The 15,686-nt window shown below is 56.6% G+C and carries 17 protein-coding genes; 6 read left to right on the top strand and 11 right to left on the bottom strand.

What is annotated here, in order from left to right; genetic code table 11:
* The first annotated feature begins 56 nt into the window (after nt 1–56).
* The 4 genes from IB144_RS15540 (at nt 57) to yciH (ending at nt 2,796) form a co-directional block, all read left to right on the top strand.
* Nucleotides 57–365 (top strand): LapA family protein, encoded by a 309-nt coding sequence (locus IB144_RS15540; protein ID WP_002901780.1) that lies wholly within the window; start codon nt 57–59, stop codon nt 363–365.
* A 6-nt stretch (nt 366–371) separates the two neighbouring features.
* Complete coding sequence (gene lapB, locus IB144_RS15535) at nt 372–1,541, top strand: lipopolysaccharide assembly protein LapB (RefSeq protein ID WP_004140292.1); 1,170 nt, start codon at nt 372–374, stop codon at nt 1,539–1,541.
* A 191-nt stretch (nt 1,542–1,732) separates the two neighbouring features.
* Nucleotides 1,733–2,470, top strand: coding sequence for an orotidine-5'-phosphate decarboxylase (gene pyrF, locus IB144_RS15530; RefSeq protein ID WP_004151907.1), 738 nt, complete (start codon nt 1,733–1,735; stop codon nt 2,468–2,470).
* Complete coding sequence (gene yciH / locus IB144_RS15525) at nt 2,470–2,796, top strand: stress response translation initiation inhibitor YciH (protein ID WP_004210732.1); 327 nt, start codon at nt 2,470–2,472, stop codon at nt 2,794–2,796. The genes pyrF and yciH overlap by 1 nt, the downstream gene beginning before the upstream one ends.
* A 131-nt stretch (nt 2,797–2,927) precedes the next feature.
* Here yciH and osmB read toward each other — a convergent pair whose 3' ends face one another.
* The 7 genes from osmB to IB144_RS15490 form a co-directional block, all read right to left on the bottom strand.
* Nucleotides 2,928–3,146, bottom strand: coding sequence for an osmotically-inducible lipoprotein OsmB (osmB, locus tag IB144_RS15520; RefSeq protein ID WP_002901783.1), 219 nt, complete (start codon nt 3,144–3,146; stop codon nt 2,928–2,930).
* A gap of 274 nt (nt 3,147–3,420) precedes the next feature.
* Nucleotides 3,421–4,170, bottom strand: a complete 750-nt coding sequence (locus IB144_RS15515; protein WP_002901785.1) for a DNA-binding transcriptional regulator YciT — start codon at nt 4,168–4,170, stop codon at nt 3,421–3,423.
* A 71-nt stretch (nt 4,171–4,241) separates the two neighbouring features.
* On the bottom strand, nt 4,242–4,421 hold the full coding sequence (locus IB144_RS15510) for a hypothetical protein (protein WP_002901786.1): 180 nt from the start codon (nt 4,419–4,421) through the stop codon (nt 4,242–4,244).
* Between the two features lie 158 nt (nt 4,422–4,579).
* Nucleotides 4,580–6,514 carry an exoribonuclease II gene (locus IB144_RS15505; RefSeq protein WP_004176468.1) on the bottom strand — a complete coding sequence of 645 codons (1,935 nt, stop codon included), beginning with the start codon at nt 6,512–6,514 and terminating at the stop codon, nt 4,580–4,582.
* 81 nt (nt 6,515–6,595) lie between these two features.
* Nucleotides 6,596–7,753, bottom strand: a complete 1,158-nt coding sequence (locus IB144_RS15500) for a carboxymuconolactone decarboxylase family protein (protein ID WP_004151905.1) — start codon at nt 7,751–7,753, stop codon at nt 6,596–6,598.
* 190 nt (nt 7,754–7,943) lie between these two features.
* Nucleotides 7,944–8,732: an enoyl-ACP reductase FabI gene (fabI, locus tag IB144_RS15495; protein WP_004140277.1), complete on the bottom strand. Its 789-nt coding sequence runs from the start codon at nt 8,730–8,732 to the stop codon at nt 7,944–7,946.
* A 198-nt stretch (nt 8,733–8,930) separates the two neighbouring features.
* Entirely contained in the window at nt 8,931–9,473 is a 543-nt protein-coding gene (locus IB144_RS15490) for a HutD family protein (protein ID WP_004152967.1), read from the bottom strand.
* 247 nt (nt 9,474–9,720) lie between these two features.
* Between IB144_RS15490 and IB144_RS15485 the strand changes: the two genes are divergently transcribed.
* On the top strand, nt 9,721–11,100 hold the full coding sequence (locus IB144_RS15485) for a cytosine permease (protein ID WP_040216335.1): 1,380 nt from the start codon (nt 9,721–9,723) through the stop codon (nt 11,098–11,100).
* Between the two features lie 44 nt (nt 11,101–11,144).
* Here the strand turns inward: IB144_RS15485 and sapF are convergent, their stop codons facing one another.
* From sapF to sapC, 3 genes are read right to left on the bottom strand one after another with little or no spacing between them, the layout of a single operon-like run.
* Entirely contained in the window at nt 11,145–11,954 is an 810-nt protein-coding gene (gene sapF, locus IB144_RS15480) for a putrescine export ABC transporter ATP-binding protein SapF (protein WP_004140269.1), read from the bottom strand.
* Between the two features lies 1 nt (nt 11,955).
* Nucleotides 11,956–12,948, bottom strand: a complete 993-nt coding sequence (gene sapD, locus IB144_RS15475; RefSeq protein WP_004140266.1) for a putrescine export ABC transporter ATP-binding protein SapD — start codon at nt 12,946–12,948, stop codon at nt 11,956–11,958.
* A complete protein-coding gene (gene sapC / locus IB144_RS15470; protein ID WP_004151901.1) occupies nt 12,948–13,838 on the bottom strand; it encodes a putrescine export ABC transporter permease SapC in 891 nt (296 codons plus the stop codon). Before sapC ends, sapD begins: the two co-directional genes overlap by 1 nt.
* A 146-nt stretch (nt 13,839–13,984) precedes the next feature.
* Here sapC and IB144_RS15465 point away from each other — a divergent pair, with 146 nt between their 5' ends.
* Nucleotides 13,985–15,202, top strand: a complete 1,218-nt coding sequence (locus IB144_RS15465; RefSeq protein ID WP_188006550.1) for a site-specific integrase — start codon at nt 13,985–13,987, stop codon at nt 15,200–15,202.
* Nucleotides 15,203–15,422: 220 nt separating this feature from the next.
* On the opposite strand, the gene IB144_RS15460 is transcribed toward IB144_RS15465, so the two are convergent.
* Nucleotides 15,423–15,662, bottom strand: coding sequence for a DUF4060 family protein (locus IB144_RS15460; protein WP_022631172.1), 240 nt, complete (start codon nt 15,660–15,662; stop codon nt 15,423–15,425).
* Nucleotides 15,663–15,686: the final 24 nt, after the last annotated feature.

Raw genomic sequence — 15,686 nt, 5'->3', positions numbered from 1 at the left:
ACTTTATAGGGCTGAAAGCGGGCTTTTTTCGCGCAACCCACATAACGGGAAGTCATGTGAAATATTTACTCATTTTCTTACTGGTGTTAGCAATCTTCGTCATTTCAGTGACGCTGGGGGCGCAGAATGACCAACAGGTCACTTTCAACTATTTACTCGCTCAGGGTGAATTCCGCATATCGACGCTGCTGGCGGTGCTGTTTGCCGCGGGCTTTGCCATTGGCTGGCTGATCTGCGGCCTGTTCTGGCTGCGGGTGCGTGTCTCACTGGCGCGCGCGGAGCGGAAAATTAAGCGTCTTGAGCATCAGATTGCCCCCGTCAGCCCGGCGGCTGTCGACGCAGGCGTGCCTGCGGTGAAGGAATAACCTCTTATGCTGGAGTTGTTGTTTCTGCTTTTACCCGTTGCCGCCGCTTACGGCTGGTACATGGGGCGCAGAAGTGCACAACAGTCCAAACAGGACGATGCGAGCCGCCTGTCGCGAGATTACGTGGCGGGGGTTAACTTCCTGCTCAGCAACCAGCAGGATAAAGCCGTCGACCTGTTCCTTGATATGCTGAAAGAGGATACCGGTACCGTTGAGGCGCACCTGACGCTCGGTAATTTGTTCCGTTCGCGCGGCGAAGTCGACCGCGCGATCCGAATTCACCAGAGCCTGATGGAAAGCGCGTCGTTAACCTACGATCAGCGCCTGTTGGCGGTGCAGCAGCTGGGACGAGATTATATGGCCGCCGGACTGTATGACCGCGCGGAAGACATGTTCAAACAGCTGGTGGATGAGACCGATTTCCGCCTCGGCGCGCTGCAGCAACTGCTGCAGATTTACCAGGCGACCAGCGACTGGCAGTCGGCTATTGAAGTGGCTGAACGGCTGGTGAAGCTAGGGAAAGAGAAACATCGTGGCGAAATCGCCAACTTCTGGTGCGAACTGGCCCTGCAGCAGATGGCAGCCAACGATCTGGATAAAGCGATGGCGTTGTTGAGAAAAGGCGCCGCCGCGGACCGCAACAGCGCCCGGGTATCGATCATGATGGGCCGGGTGTGGATGGAAAAGGGCGACTACGCCAAAGCGGTGGAGAGCCTCGAGCGGGTTATCGATCAGGATAAAGAGCTGGTGGGTGAAACGCTGGAGATGCTGCAGACCTGCTACCAGCAGCTCGGCAAAACCGATGAATGGGAAGTTTTTCTGCGCCGCTGCGTGGAGGAGAACGCCGGGGCGACCGCCGAACTGATGCTGGCGCAGATCCTTGAGCAACGGGAAGGCGTCGAAGCGGCGCAAAACTACGTCACCCGGCAGCTGGAACGCCACCCGACCATGCGCGTCTTCCATAAGCTGATGGACTACCATCTCAACGAAGCGGAAGAAGGGCGGGCGAAAGAAAGCCTTGGGGTGCTGCGAAACATGGTTGGTGAGCAGGTGCGCAGCAAACCACGCTATCGCTGCCAGAAATGCGGGTTTACCGCTCATACACTCTACTGGCATTGTCCGTCCTGCCGCTCGTGGGCGACCATTAAACCCATTCGCGGTCTCGACGGCCAGTAAAGCCAAAAAAAAGCCCTCCGTTAGTTACAACATACTTATCGCTTCACTCCTCTCCAGGCGCGGCCCCGGCAGCGCCATCGTCCGGTCAGGGCAGGTACGGCAGTCTGTTATTTTGTTCGCTTCACAGGTAGAATGCTGCCCGTTTACCTTTTTTGCGCCACCCCGGCGCCCATCAACACTAAGGTCTGGTCATGACGTCTACAGCTATCCCATCTTCCCGCGCTGTCACATCCTCTCCCGTTGTGGTTGCGCTCGACTATGATAATCGCGATAAAGCGCTGGCATTTGTCGACCGCATCGACCCGCGCGACTGCCGCCTGAAGGTGGGCAAAGAGATGTTCACCCTGCTGGGCCCGCAGTTTGTCCGCGATCTGCATCAGCGTGGGTTTGAGGTGTTCCTGGACCTTAAGTTTCACGATATTCCCAACACCACCGCCCGCGCGGTGGCCGCAGCGGCTGAGCTGGGCGTATGGATGGTGAATGTCCATGCTTCCGGCGGCGCGCGAATGATGACCGCCGCGCGCGAAGCGCTGCTGCCGTTTGGCAAAGATGCGCCGCTGCTGATCGCTGTCACGGTGCTCACCAGCATGGAGTCCAGCGATCTACAGGATCTGGGCATTACCTTATCTCCGGCTGACTACGCGGCGAAGCTGGCGGCACTGACCCAACGCTGCGGCCTTGATGGGGTGGTGTGTTCAGCCCAGGAGGCGGTGCGCTTTAAGCATGAGCTGGGGCAGGCGTTTAAGCTGGTGACCCCGGGGATTCGTCCGCAGGGCAGCGACGCTGGCGATCAGCGGCGAATTATGACTCCTGAGCAGGCTCAGGAAGCTGGGGTAGACTATATGGTGATTGGTCGCCCGGTTACTCAGTCGGCGGATCCAGCCGCGACGCTGCGGGCGATCAACGATTCTCTGCGCAAGGGGGCATAATGAGCGATTCCAACAGCCGTCTGGTCTACTCCACCGAAACCGGGCGTATCGATGAGGCGAAACCGGCGCCGGTGCGCCCGAAAGGCGACGGCATTGTGCGGATCCAGCGCCAGACCAGCGGCCGCAAGGGCAAAGGCGTCTGTCTGATTAGCGGGATTGATACCGACGATGCTGCGCTAACCGCTCTGGCGGCAGAGTTGAAAAAGAAATGCGGCTGCGGCGGCGCGGTGAAAGATGGCGTGATCGAGATCCAGGGCGATAAGCGGGATTTACTCAAGTCGCTGCTTGAGGCGAAAGGGATGAAGGTCAAGTTAGCCGGTGGCTGATCGCTATTTTCCCTCTGCTCCAATGGTCTGGTTGAAATAACAAGGCCGCGGTAAATGCCGCGGCCTTGAATGATTTAACGTGCGTAAGTCAATTCGTGTGAATTATTCTTTTATTTCGTCAGATAATTAAATTATTTTCCGACCTGGTGACCAATAATACCACCGACTGCTGCGCCACCCAGGGTACCGAGCGCGCTACCGTCAGTTAACACCGCACCACCGATAGCGCCGGCGCCAGCGCCGATAGCCGTGTTACGATCGCGTTTAGACATGTTAGAGCAAGCGCTCAGAGACATTGCTACAGTGACAGCCAGAACGACAGCAGCCATTTTTTTGCTCGTTGAAGTCATCATTTTTTTCTCCTGAATAATCTATTCATGGATTACAGCGCTCCTCTAAGCATAGCCTGATAAAGCAGCTTTAGGGCAATTCCATGAAGTTAAGGTGCGCAGGTGTCACGAAAATCACGCAGGTGATAGTCACTTCCTGTTATATCGCTAATAATAATTTTACTTTTTTTAAAATTTATCGTCAGGTAAAAAGTCTTAATTAGCGGCTCGGAATACTCTCAGAGCGATAAAGCGCCCCTTCCGGCGCTTTGGCAGGAGATGGGGCGGCGGAGGATCAGATGTAGGGCACGATATCGACGGTCAGGCCGCTGCGGAGCAATTGTTCGCGACAGGCGTCCGGTAAGCGATCGTCGGTAATAACGCGATTAAAGCGGCCGGCGGGACCGAGCGGATAGGGATGTACCGCGCTGAATTTTGAACTGTCGCTAAGAATAATTGCCTCACAATGCTTCTCCAGCACGGCGTTCACCACGTCCGCACGCATCATATCGCGGCCGGTAAAGCCGGTTTCCGCCTGCCAACCGTCGATCCCGATGAAGGCTTTGCTGAAATGCACCTGCTGGATGAACTGACGGGTTAGCGGACCGACCATACTCTCACTGCGTTTCTGATAAATTCCGCCCAGCAGGATCACCTCTCCTGGGGTCTCTTTCAGCAGATGGGCGATATAGCTGCTGACGGTAATGATGGTGATATCGCCGCGCTCGGCCAGCGTACGCGCCAGCAGGGCATTGCTGCTGCCGTTTTCGATAAATACCGTTTCACCGGTATTCACTAGCGCCGCAGCCCGGCTGGCCAGCTCACGCTTAATGGCGAAATGGGTCATCATGCGGGTTTCGACATCTTCGCTGTCCAGCGGTACGGCATAGCCATGAGTACGGCGCAAATAGCTCTGCTTTTCCAGCAAATTCAAATCCTGACGAATAGTAACCTCAGAGACACCGGTCATCTTCGCCAGATCGGCGACGCTCATGCGGCCTTTATCGATGACCACTTGCAAAATACTTTGTTGTCGGGCGTTCATAGCAACATCACTGTTAGGGGGCTATATGGCGAGCAACCGGTCCATATGGCCGGCTGCGGCATGGCTGATATTCAGATTTCCCAGGGCGCCTTGGGTTGGTTTTGTTGTTCAGCATCGTCCGCCGCCAGCGCCAGCAGCTCCGCTTTGAGGATCTCCAGATTATGGATCGCAGAATGGTAATCACCGGCAACCAGAATATCCAGCACGGTATCGATACGTTGAGCGAGCAGGTGGGCATTCACATCTGACATGGCATTATCCTGGTAACAAAAACGAATGAAATCAATGATGCTAAAAATGAATGAAAAAGAGAAGCGAAAAAAACGCACAACCTTAATCGGTGCGACGGAAATGGCTGGATAGAGAGGAAAGAAGCAGCGGTTCCCGCAGGAACCGCTGTGAAGGGGCGTCAGACCGCCGGACGCGCAATAATGCTGCGGGTTTCCATGCGAACTTCAGCGATAGTGACATCGATAACGTCAGTCACTTTATAGACTACTTCACCTTTGATCTGCACGGTACCGTTCTCCTGGCTGCACACCAGTTCGTCGCGCACGGCGTGGAGGAACGGGGCCGGAATAAAGGCGACCGCGCCATTGTCCACCAGACGCACGCGCATCCCGCCGCGGCTGACGTCGATGATCTCCGCCGCGAAGCGGGTATCGGTCCCGGCTTTATCGTTGAGGAAACGGGCGTACAGCCAGTCGGCGACGTCGCGCTCGGCCATCCGGTTGAGACGACGGCGCTCCGCCATCTGCACGGTGGCTTCATCCTGGGGACGCGCAATGGTCTCGCCTTTAATGATGGCTTTCAGCAGACGGTGGTTGATCATGTCGCCATACTTACGGATCGGCGAGGTCCAGGTGGCATAGGCTTCAAGCCCAAGACCAAAGTGTGGGCCCGGCTCGGTGCTGATTTCCGCAAACGACTGGAAGCGGCGAATGCGGCTGTCGAGGAAACCGGTCGGCTGAGCGTCCAGTTCCCGGCGCAGCTTGCAGAACCCTTCCAGGGTGAGCACTTCCGTCGGGTCGACGTGCACATCATGGGTTTTCAGCAGGGCGGCCAACTGCTCGGTGTTCGCCGGATCGAAACCGGTATGAACGTTATAAACGCCGAAGCCGAGCTTGTCGCGCAGAATGCGGGCGGCACAGATGTTGGCGGCGATCATCGACTCTTCGACAATGCGGTTGGCAATGCGACGCGGTTCCGCGACGATATCCAGCACTTCGCCTTTTTCGCCGAGAACAAAACGGTAGTCCGGACGGTCTTTGAACACCAGCGCATGGGTCTGACGCCATTCGCTACGACGCTGGCACACGTCCTTCAGCAGCGTAATTTGCTGCGCGATCGCCTCGCTGTCCGGCTGCCAGCTGCCGCGGCCTTCCAGCCAGTCAGAGACGTCGTCATAGGCCAGCTTGGCTTTCGATTCGATGGTGGCGGCAAAGAACTCGATATTGTCTTCGATGGTGCCATCGGCCGCCAGGGTCATCCGGCAGGCCAGCACCGGGCGCACTTCGTTAGCGCGCAGGGAGCAGAGGTCGTCCGACAGCTCGCGCGGCAGCATTGGAATGTTGAAGCCCGGCAGATAGTTGGTAAAGGCGCGCACTTTTGCGGCGTTATCCAGCTTGCTGCCTTCGGCAATCCAGGCGGTCGGGTCGGCAATGGCGACCGTCAGCAGCAGTTTGCCATCAGCAGTGGACTCGGCATACAACGCATCGTCCATATCTTCGGTGCTGGCGCTGTCAATGGTGACGAAGTCGAGGGCGGTTAGGTCGCGGCGCGTCAGCCCCTCGTCGAGCATCTCGGTGGCGACGCCGTCCGGTGCCTCTTTCTCAAGATTATGGCGCGCCAGGGTTACCCACCATGGAACGAAGTGGTCGTCGCTAAAAGTGATGAACTGGGTCAACTCCGCGTAAAATCCGCGGTCGCCTTTTAATGGATGACGGCGCATCTCGGCGACGGCCCAGTCACCCTGTTTAAAATCGTGCTCAACGCCGCGGGCGGCGCGGCAGGGAATGGCGTCTTTCAGCAGCGGATGGTCAGGAACGATAGCGAGGCGATCGTCTTTCTTCTGGACTTTACCGACAAAACGAGTCAGGAAGGGCTCAACCAGCGATTCCGGCTCGGCGCTTTCGCGTTCTTTTTCAGAATGGATCACCGCGACGATACGGTCGCCATGCATCACTTTTTTCATCTGCGGCGGCGGAATGAAGTAGCTCTTCTGAGCGTCCACTTCGAGGAAGCCAAAGCCCTTTTCCGTGCCCTTAACGACCCCTTCCGCGCGCGGCGTCTGGGAATGCAGTTGCTGTTTAAGCTGCGCTAGCAGCGGGTTATCCTGAAACATAATTAGGTATTTTCGTGGCTAAAAGAGCGGCTGACATTTTTACGCGAATATGCCTGCCGCAGCAAGCGCTGTTTCAGCAATTTACGTCTGCTGACGCACATTGCCGAGGGCGATTTTCAGACGATTCATCCATCCGCACAGCCCGCTCCAGATCAACAGATCGATTGCTTGTTGCTCAGAGAGTCGATATTCCGCGAGGGGCGTTAACTGGGCGGCGCTAAACCGGTCAGGCGAGCGGGTTAACAGCTGCACCGCGGTCACGAGAGACCGGGCCTGAGGATGCTGCTGGAGCCAGTGATGGAGGGCCTGGTCGCCCTCCCGCAGATGGCTGGCGAACTCCTCTTCACCCTGCCAGTGGGGGAGCCAGGCGTCAAAACAGGTGGGGCTGCCATTGGTGCGCGCCGTGAGTAAGGCGACCTGCGGGCCAAAGGTATCATCCGTGCTGAGCTGGCGGATCAAGGTCTCCAGAGGCGCGAATAACTGTGGGTCGCAGGCCAGCAGCGGCGCCAGCTCGCCCAGACCGGGCAGCGACTGCCAGCCGGCGATGCGCCGCTGACGCTCATCATCAGCATACTGCAGGTCGGGATCCGCAATGTCTGCCTGCCATGCTCCCGGCGGCGGGGCGAACAGCTCCGCGGGTGCCTCCTCTTGCTGGGGCATACCGGGGATCCAGCGCACCGGAAAGCCCTGGGCCGCCTGCAGGACGGCAATCGCCCGCGCCTGGAAGCCGACGAATCCGATAATCTGGTTGAACAGAATAATGTCCCGACTGGTTAAGCCCACTTCGTCCAGCTGGCTACGGGAGAGAGCGTTAATAACCGAGGGCGAACCGGCAAGCTGACGAGCATATTGCGTGATTTGCGCCAGACGACGGTTGCTCTCGCGCGAGGAGTCGGGGCCTGGCAGGGGAGCAAGGCGGGCGGCGTAGTGGTTACACAGCCGCTGGACGCCGTAGACCTGGGCGACGGTGAGCGCGGTGCTGAGTCGATCGTAAGCGGTAAAGGTCTGCAGGCGACTCACCGCCACCTGGTCGGGAAACAGCAGTTCGGCCAGCTGGCGTGCGGGGTGTAGCCAGTCAGCGTGGGCACGTAGCCAGGCGGCCGGCAGCGTCAGGTCCAGCAAAAAGCGGTCTTCAACATGGGCGGCTTCAGGGACGAGCGGCAGGACATCCACCGGGCAGATTGTTGACTGGGTTTCGTGATACCAGTGATTTTTGCCATTCACGCGGCGTGGCTCCATGGGCTTTCCTTGTTCGGTATGTGGCGAACCGCCGTTCCGCGGATCGTTTATGCAGAACTATCCTGGCGTAACCCGGAAGCAGGAGAAAATATTGATACGTGCTAACAAATAGCCGATTGGAATAACAGGTGGGGCGTAAGGCGTGGGGGATGGAAGAACCCTCCTCACCGGGGCGAGGAGGGGAAGGAACTTATTTCAGTTCCAGCTCGTTCATGGCGGCGATATTGAACCCGCCGTCAACGTGAACGACTTCACCGGAGATCCCCGCAGACAGGTTGGAGCACAGGAAGGCTGCGCTGTTACCCACATCTTCAATGGTGACGGTGCGACGGATCGGGGTGACCGCTTCGCAGTGCGCCAGCATTTTACGGAAATCTTTAATACCGGACGCGGCCAGCGTACGGATAGGACCGGCAGAGATGGCATTGACGCGAACGCCTTCCGGACCCATGGCGTTAGCCATATAGCGGACGTTAGCTTCCAGAGAGGCTTTGGCCAGACCCATCACGTTATAGTTCGGGATCGCGCGCTCTGCGCCCAGGTAGGAGAGCGTCAGCAGAGCCGAACCCGGGTTCAGCATGCCGCGGCAGGCTTTGGCCATTGCCACGAAGCTGTAAGCGCTGATGTCGTGCGCGATTTTAAAGCCGTCGCGAGTGACAACGTCAACGTAGTCGCCGTCTAACTGGTCAGCCGGGGCAAAACCGATTGAGTGGACGAAACCATCGAATTTTGGCCAGACTTTTTCCAGCTCGGTGAACAGCGCGGTGATGCTCTCATCTTCAGCAACGTCGCACGGCAGCACAATGTCAGAACCCAGCGCGGCAGCAAACTCTTCTACGCGACCTTTCAGTTTCTCATTCTGATAGGTGAATGCCAGTTCCGCGCCTTCGCGGTGCATTGCCTGCGCGATGCCGTAGGCGATGGACAGTTTGCTGGCGACGCCAGTGATCAAAATGCGCTTACCGGAAAGAAAACCCATAGCTTTAATCCTTATCGTTATTGCTTATTTTTACTTTAACAATCATAACGTTAACATTGTTATTTCAAAATAACTCAAATTTAGCCGGGAATTATATCCCACTGACGACCCCTTGTGTCACGATATTTTTCAGCCGGTCCGCGCCGCGCGGGGCAAAAGTACATCGCGATAGCTGCAGTATATCATCTCTCCTGACGATTATTTGAGCGCGATCTCCGCCAGCAGCAGGCGTCCATTGCTGCCCACGGGACGCAGATTCCGCGGGGATCCACCGCGCCAGCAGAGGCCGCTGCCGGCCGCGCAGCGTCGCCCGGCCAGATCCCACTCGCCTTGTAGAACATAAGCGACCCCCTCGCTGGCAGGGCATTGCAGGTCGCTAACGACCTGAACTGTCGCCGACGCGCGCCCGCGCTGAGTCATGATATTGAAGTCCAGCCCTGGCGCAACGATCCCGACGCTGGACAGCGCCCATTCGCCGGGGAAAGCCCACGGCTGCCAGAGCGCCAGCGGTTGGTCGATATTCTCGCCACACAGCCGTAGCGGCTGCCCCGCCAGCAGAGTAATGACCCGGTCGACGCCAGGAAAGGGGGAGAAAGGGCCATCCGCCTGCAGGGTGGCAATACTCGCTCGCCAGAGAAAAGGGGCATCTGGAGCGGGTACGCAGATGATTTCGCGCGTCTCTCCGCCACCGTTTTTCCACGGCGTGACGGGGAGCGTCGAAAGTTGAAAAGGGACCATCATGGGCAGCATACCTTAGTTAATCGCTTCCGGCGTCAACAATAAGCACCGCCTTGAGCTAGTTCAGTAACTTTCTGCAATACAAATATTTTACATATTCGTCACAAAATGAGAGTGCATGCAAGGCGGTGAGTTGTCAATGCTTGTATATACAAGAACGATTGAGTGAGGTGATATTAATAACTTGAGTGAGGAACCTATGTCTTCGTTTTCGTCTACAGACGGGCAGTCAAAGAGCAATTATGCTGGAATGAGTGAAAGGCGGTCGATTGATTACATCCCGGAAAGCGAACGGCATGGACACCCTTTTAGCCAGTTCACCCTTTGGTTTGGCGGCAATCTGCAAATTACGGCGATTGTCACTGGCGCTTTAGCCGTTGTGCTGGGCGGCGATGTAGTGTGGTCTCTGGTCGGGCTTCTGGTCGGTCAGATGCTGGGGGCGGCGGTGATGTCTCTGCATGCGCTGCAGGGACCGCGACTGGGACTTCCGCAAATGATCCTTAGCCGCGCCCAGTTTGGGGTTTTTGGCGCGGTGGTGCCGCTGGTGCTGGTTTGCGTCATGTATATCGGTTTTTCTGCCAGCGGCACCGTATTGGCCGGGCAGGCAATGGCCAAACTACTGAATATCAGCCACGTAGCCGGGATGCTGATATTCAGTGCGATTATTATCGTTATCGCCGTCCTCGGTTATAAGGTGATCCACAAGCTGGGCAAACTGGCGAGTATCGTCGGAATTCTCGCCTTCGTTTATATGTTCATCACGCTGCTACTTTCAGCCGATCTCAGTGCGCTCGCGCACAATAACCATTTTTCGCTGCCGACGTTTTTATTAGCCGTATCGCTATCCTCATCGTGGCAGATCGCTTTTTGCCCCTATGTATCCGACTATTCGCGCTACCTGCCATGCGATGTTTCCGCCACGAAAACGTGGTGCTCAGTGTTTTTCGGCACCGTATTTGGTACCCAAACGTCGATGACGCTCGGGGTTCTGACAGCGGCCATTGCCGGCAGCGCGTTCCCTGGTCATGAGGTGAGCTATCTGGTGGGATTAGGTAAGAGTCAGGCGATGGCCATGGTTATCTATTTCGCCATCTGTTTTGGTAAAATTACCTTCACTACCCTCAATGCGTACGGCAGCTTTATGTCGCTGACCACCATTGTTTCCGCCTTCCGCCGGCAAACCGTGCTGTCGCAAAAGTGTCGCATTGCATTCGTGGTGCTGATGGTGACGGCTTCCTGCATTATCGCGTTGCTTAGCGAACCCGCTTTCTTAAAGCATTTCACGCATTTTCTTCTGTTTCTGCTGGCGTTCTTCGTGCCGTGGAGCGCCATCTGTCTGACGGATTATTATCTTATCTCGAAGGGCGCCATCGATATTCCGGCGCTAAGCGACCCGCAGCAACGCTACGGGTTCTGGAACCTGTACGCGATCACCCTGTATATCGTCGGTGTGCTTATCCAGTTGCCGTTCATTGAGAACCCGTTGTTCCATGGTTCGCTCACGTGGATCTTCGCCGGTAACGATGTCTCATGGATAATAGGTTGGTTTGGCACCGGGGTTCTTTACTACGCGCTGCGCCGCTTTGACCGCCGGTCGCTGCCGGCGCAGAGTCTTTTCCCTTCTACCTGAATGACAAGGGCGGCGTGAGGGCCGCCCCTGCCGTCGCCTGCCAGCTATTTCCCGTCTTTGCGCCAGGCGTCGGCGGTGAGGGCTTCCCCGAAGTGGCCGGCGATCAGGCGCCGGGTCAGGTCGTGCAGCGGCGAGGCCAGCACATCGGCAGTGCTGCCGCGCTCGACCACTTCGCCGTTATGCATCACCAGCACCTGATCGCTGATGTGTTTCATCATTCCCAGGTGCTGAGTGACATAGATATAGGAGATGCCCTGTTTCTCCTGCAGCTCCAGCATCAGGTTGATAAGCTGGGAGCGCATCGACATATCCAGCGAGGCCAGCGCCTCATCGCAGACGATAACCTTCGGGCGCAGGATCAGCGCCCTGGCGAGGCCGAGACGCTGCTTCTGACCGGGCGCCAGCATATGGGGGTAGTAGCTGACGTGGTCCGGCAGCAGACCGACCATGCGCAGGGTGTCGATTATCTGCTTCTGCCGCGCCTCGGCGTCGAGATCGGTATTCAGTCGCAGCGGAAAATCGAGGATCTGCGAGATGCGCTGACGCGGGTTCAGCGAGGTCGACGGATCCTGAAAGATCATGCGAATCTTCTGGCTGCGGTAGGAGTAATCCCCAAAAGTCAGCGGATGATCGTCAATCAGCAGTTCGCCGCTGGTGGGTTCCACCATGCCCGCCAGCATCTTCGCGAGGGTCGATTTCCCGGAGCCGTTCTCGCCGATAATCGCCAGCGTCTGCCGTTCGCGCAGGGTAAAACTCAGCGGTTTAACCGCCTCAACCGTCTGACGGTGAAACCAGCCGGTGCGGTAGCGAAAGGTCTTACTGAGTTGGCGAACTTCCAGCAATGTTTCGACCATTTCACTCTTTCTCCATGTTCAACGGGAAATGACAGGCGTACAGATGGTTGCGCGCCCCGGTAAGACGCGGCGTTTCGATACACTCGCGCTGGGCGTACGGGCAGCGCGGCCCCAGCCGACAGCCGATAGGCAACTGCTCCAGCAGCGGGATCGCTCCAGGCAGGGTGTTGAGGCGACTTTTATGCGGCATGGCGCTACCGAAATCCGGGATCGCGCGGATTAACGCCTGGGTGTAGGGGTGATGTGGGAGAGTGATCAGCTCTTCGCTGGGCCCGCTCTCCACCGTCTGCCCGCAGTACATGACGTTGATTTTATCCGCCCATTTGCTGAGCATTTGCAGGTCATGGCTGATCAGCAAGATGGTGGTGTTGTTGTTCTGGTTGAGCCGCGTCAGCAGGCGAATAATCTGCGCCTGGGTGGTCGGCTCCATGGCGTTGGTCGGCTCGTCGGCAATCAGCAGACGCGGCTGGTTGGCCAGGGCGATGGCGATCATCACCTTCTGGCACTCGCCCTCGGTCAGCTGATAGGGGAAGCTGCGCATGGCATCTTTGTGATCTTTAATGCCGACGCGGTGCAACAGCTCGATGGCCCGGCGCTTGCGCCAGCCCAGCCGTTGCCACCAGCGGCCCTTGTAGGTCCAGCCGGGGATACTCTGAATCAGCTGCTGGCCGATGCGCTCAGAGGGATCGAGGCACGACTGGGGCTCCTGAAAAATCATCGACACGTTATGGCCGATCAGCTTCCGGCGCTCGCGGTTCGACAGTCGCAGCAGGTCGATGTCATCGAAGCGCATGCGGTCGGCCGTGACCCGCCAGTTGTCTTTGGTCACGCCGCAGATAGCTTTGGCAATAAGGCTTTTCCCGGAGCCGGATTCCCCCACCAGGCCGCGGATTTCGCCTTCGGTCAGCGTCAGGCTGACGCGATCGACGGCTTTTACCCAGCCTTCGCTGGTTTTAAATTCAATGGTTAAGTGACGAATATCGAGTAACGGCATTATTCTACCCCGGCAATGATCGCCCGGCGAATACCGTCGCCCAGCAGGTTGACCAGCAGTACGCTGAGCATAATCGCCGCCCCGGGGAGCATCACGGTCCACGGCGCCACATAGATAAGCTCCAGCGCATCGCCCAGCATGGCTCCCCATTCCGGCGAAGGCAGCTGGGCGCCGAGATCAAGAAAGCCCAGCGCGGCAATATCCAGAATGGCCATCGACAGGGCGCGAGTGATCTCGGTCACCAGGCCGGAGGCGATATTGGGCAGGATGGCGAACAGCAGAATATTCAGCGTCGAGGCGCCGTCGAGGCGGGCGGCGATGATGTACTCTTTCTCCAGCTCATCGTGGACCATGCTGTAGACGGAGCGCACCATGCGCGGCAGCAGCGCCAGCCAGACGGCGAACATCGCATGGCTCAGATGCGGCCCGGCAAAGGCGACGACGATAATCGCCAGCAGCAGCGAGGGGATGGAGAGCAGGGTGTCGAGGATATGGTTCATCACCGCCGAGCGCAGGCCGTGGGTCGATCCGGCAATCACGCCCAGCACCAGACCAAACAGCGTGGCACCGAGGGTGACGACAAAAGCGCCGCCGACGGTGGGCGCCGCGCCGCTCAGCAGTCGGCTCAGCACATCGCGGCCGAGGTCATCGGTTCCCAGAAAGAAGGAGACTTCGCCATAGCGCGACCACGACGGCGGCAACAGCTGGTAGCCGAGGAACTGCTGGTCGATGCCGTAGGGGGCGAACCAGCCGCCGAAGACGCAGAGCAGCAGCAGGCCCGCGCAGCCGTACAGACCGATCATCGCCGTGGTGTCGCCATAGAACTTACGCCATACGGTGCGCAGCGCGCCGGGCGGACGCTTTTCCAGATAAACGCTATCGTAGGGCATATGAATCCGTTTTAAGTTTGTTAGTCATACTTTAAGTCTTTTCAAAAATCCCGCTAATACCAACACCTTGCCAGCATTGAGTGCTTTAATTTTGTGTGTTCTGCATTGATTTGAAGGTTATCAATTTAACCAAAATGTGTACACTGATGTGTATATCATCTTCCGGAGTGTACTCATTGCTTACCGACACAAAATTAAGAAAAGCTCTTGGCAAAAAGAGAGACCAGATCGAGGTCATATCGGACGCTCATGGTCTGAATGTCCGGTTGTCTACTTCCGGCAGTATAACATTCTTTTACCGCTACAGATGGAACGGGAAAGCCGCTCAGCTAACGATTGGCGATTATCCCACCAACTCCTTATCTCAAGCTCGCGAACGTAGACAGCAGTTCAGGGCTTGGTTGACAGAAGGACTCGATCCGAGACGGCAAACAGTTCTGGAGAAACAGAAAAAAGTCGAAGCGCTCACCGTTAAAGAGGCTTTCGATTACTGGGAAAAGTATTACTGCATCCCTGAAGGTCTTGTGAAAATCAAGGTTAACCGGCGGGACTTCAATAACCATATAGCGCCTGTGCTGGGGAACATGATTGTTGATCAGACCACTAAAGCGCACTGGCTTAACCTTTTTGATGGCATGGGGCGAAGAGTTGTCACTGGTCAGATGCTTGGGCTGATGCAGCGTACGTTCCGTTTTTGCTCCAATCGAGGGGTAATTAATGTGAACCCAATTGAGAGCCTTAGGCGCTCTGACGTAGGTCTCACAGCATCCGTAAAAGATCGCAGATTGAGTGATGAGGAAATCAAAACAGTTTGGAACATCCTTCCTGAATTGAAATACAGACAACAGCTGATAATGAAGTTTCTCATCATGACTGGCTGCCGGAGTACGGAGATCAGGACAGCAAGATGGGAGTGGTTCGATTTCCATGAGCAAACGTGGACCATTCCGGCAAGCGATTATAAAACCGGGAAATCGGTCAGAAGGGCACTTCCCGAGGCAGTAGTAAGAATGATGTTAGCAGAGAAGGAAACGTCAGTTTCAAAACACGTTGTGACACTGTCACGCTACAGAGGGCCAGAAGATGACAGACCGCCACTACAACCAAACGTCGCTCTGTTTTCTGCTCAGATTATAGCTAAAACAGGCATGAAGCCCTGGTCTCTCCATGACCTCAGGCGAACAGTGGCGACACGCCTTTCTGAATTAGGTGCGCCGCCACATGTTGTGGAAAAACTGCTTGGCCATCATATGGCAGGTGTCATGGCACGTTATAACCTGCATGATTATCTGGATGATCAGCGTCACTGGCTTGCTGTTTGGCAGGGTCACCTTGAGAAGCTGGTTGGTCAGCCTCTGGTTTGATCCCCACGTTATCTTCCCAGGCCAACAAGTCTGAAAGTCTCCACCTTTTAGGGCTGCCATTTATTTTAGGCTGCGGGAATGGCTGAGCAAAGTAAGAGGGCATCCGGGATGGGGTGCTCCAGAAATAAAGTGTGCTGCGCGATATTTTGTATCTGGACAGAACGTCATCGGTTATCAAAATTTCATCTGATATATGAGATGTATTAGTCATAAAAACCCCTTAGTTACATTGTCCAGGCAGATGGTGTAGCCGGCGCGCGCAGCTCATGGCTGTGGCCACATAGCTACTTTTTCTGTTAACAACTTCTACAGTGATCTTTGAGCCTTGAACCACCACCGTATAAGTTCTCTTTGTTTTCTGTCGCCCGTAGGCTCCATAAAGCTCAACGTGTTTTGCCAGTGCCGCATCGCACGCCTGGCGGCCCAGAGGGGAGTGTCTGCTTCGGTTAATCAATCGCATATACATTCCTTTATCGGGAGAGTT

Origin of the sequence: Klebsiella sp. K4 (assembly GCF_014596785.2) — a bacterium.
In the GTDB taxonomy this organism is placed as follows: Bacteria; Pseudomonadota; Gammaproteobacteria; order Enterobacterales; family Enterobacteriaceae; genus Klebsiella; species Klebsiella pneumoniae.
Note: the sequence above shows the minus strand (reverse complement) of the source record. Positions and strands in the feature narration are given on the sequence as shown.

Bases quoted from the DNA above. Each gene is read 5' to 3' on its own strand.
- lapB (WP_004140292.1), top strand. From the start codon at position 372: ATGCTGGAGTTGTTGTTTCTGCTTTTACCCGTTGCCGCCGCTTACGGC.
- pyrF (WP_004151907.1), top strand. From the start codon at position 1,733: ATGACGTCTACAGCTATCCCATCTTCCCGCGCTGTCACATCCTCTCCC.
- yciH (WP_004210732.1), top strand. From the start codon at position 2,470: ATGAGCGATTCCAACAGCCGTCTGGTCTACTCCACCGAAACCGGGCGT.
- osmB (WP_002901783.1), bottom strand. From the start codon at position 3,146: ATGACTTCAACGAGCAAAAAAATGGCTGCTGTCGTTCTGGCTGTCACT.
- IB144_RS15515 (WP_002901785.1), bottom strand. From the start codon at position 4,170: ATGAACGCCCGACAACAAAGTATTTTGCAAGTGGTCATCGATAAAGGC.
- IB144_RS15510 (WP_002901786.1), bottom strand. From the start codon at position 4,421: ATGTCAGATGTGAATGCCCACCTGCTCGCTCAACGTATCGATACCGTG.
- IB144_RS15505 (WP_004176468.1), bottom strand. From the start codon at position 6,514: ATGTTTCAGGATAACCCGCTGCTAGCGCAGCTTAAACAGCAACTGCAT.
- IB144_RS15500 (WP_004151905.1), bottom strand. From the start codon at position 7,753: ATGGAGCCACGCCGCGTGAATGGCAAAAATCACTGGTATCACGAAACC.
- fabI (WP_004140277.1), bottom strand. From the start codon at position 8,732: ATGGGTTTTCTTTCCGGTAAGCGCATTTTGATCACTGGCGTCGCCAGC.
- IB144_RS15490 (WP_004152967.1), bottom strand. From the start codon at position 9,473: ATGATGGTCCCTTTTCAACTTTCGACGCTCCCCGTCACGCCGTGGAAA.
- IB144_RS15485 (WP_040216335.1), top strand. From the start codon at position 9,721: ATGAGTGAAAGGCGGTCGATTGATTACATCCCGGAAAGCGAACGGCAT.
- sapF (WP_004140269.1), bottom strand. From the start codon at position 11,954: ATGGTCGAAACATTGCTGGAAGTTCGCCAACTCAGTAAGACCTTTCGC.
- sapD (WP_004140266.1), bottom strand. From the start codon at position 12,948: ATGCCGTTACTCGATATTCGTCACTTAACCATTGAATTTAAAACCAGC.
- sapC (WP_004151901.1), bottom strand. From the start codon at position 13,838: ATGCCCTACGATAGCGTTTATCTGGAAAAGCGTCCGCCCGGCGCGCTG.
- IB144_RS15465 (WP_188006550.1), top strand. From the start codon at position 13,985: ATGTGTATATCATCTTCCGGAGTGTACTCATTGCTTACCGACACAAAA.
- IB144_RS15460 (WP_022631172.1), bottom strand. From the start codon at position 15,662: ATGCGATTGATTAACCGAAGCAGACACTCCCCTCTGGGCCGCCAGGCG.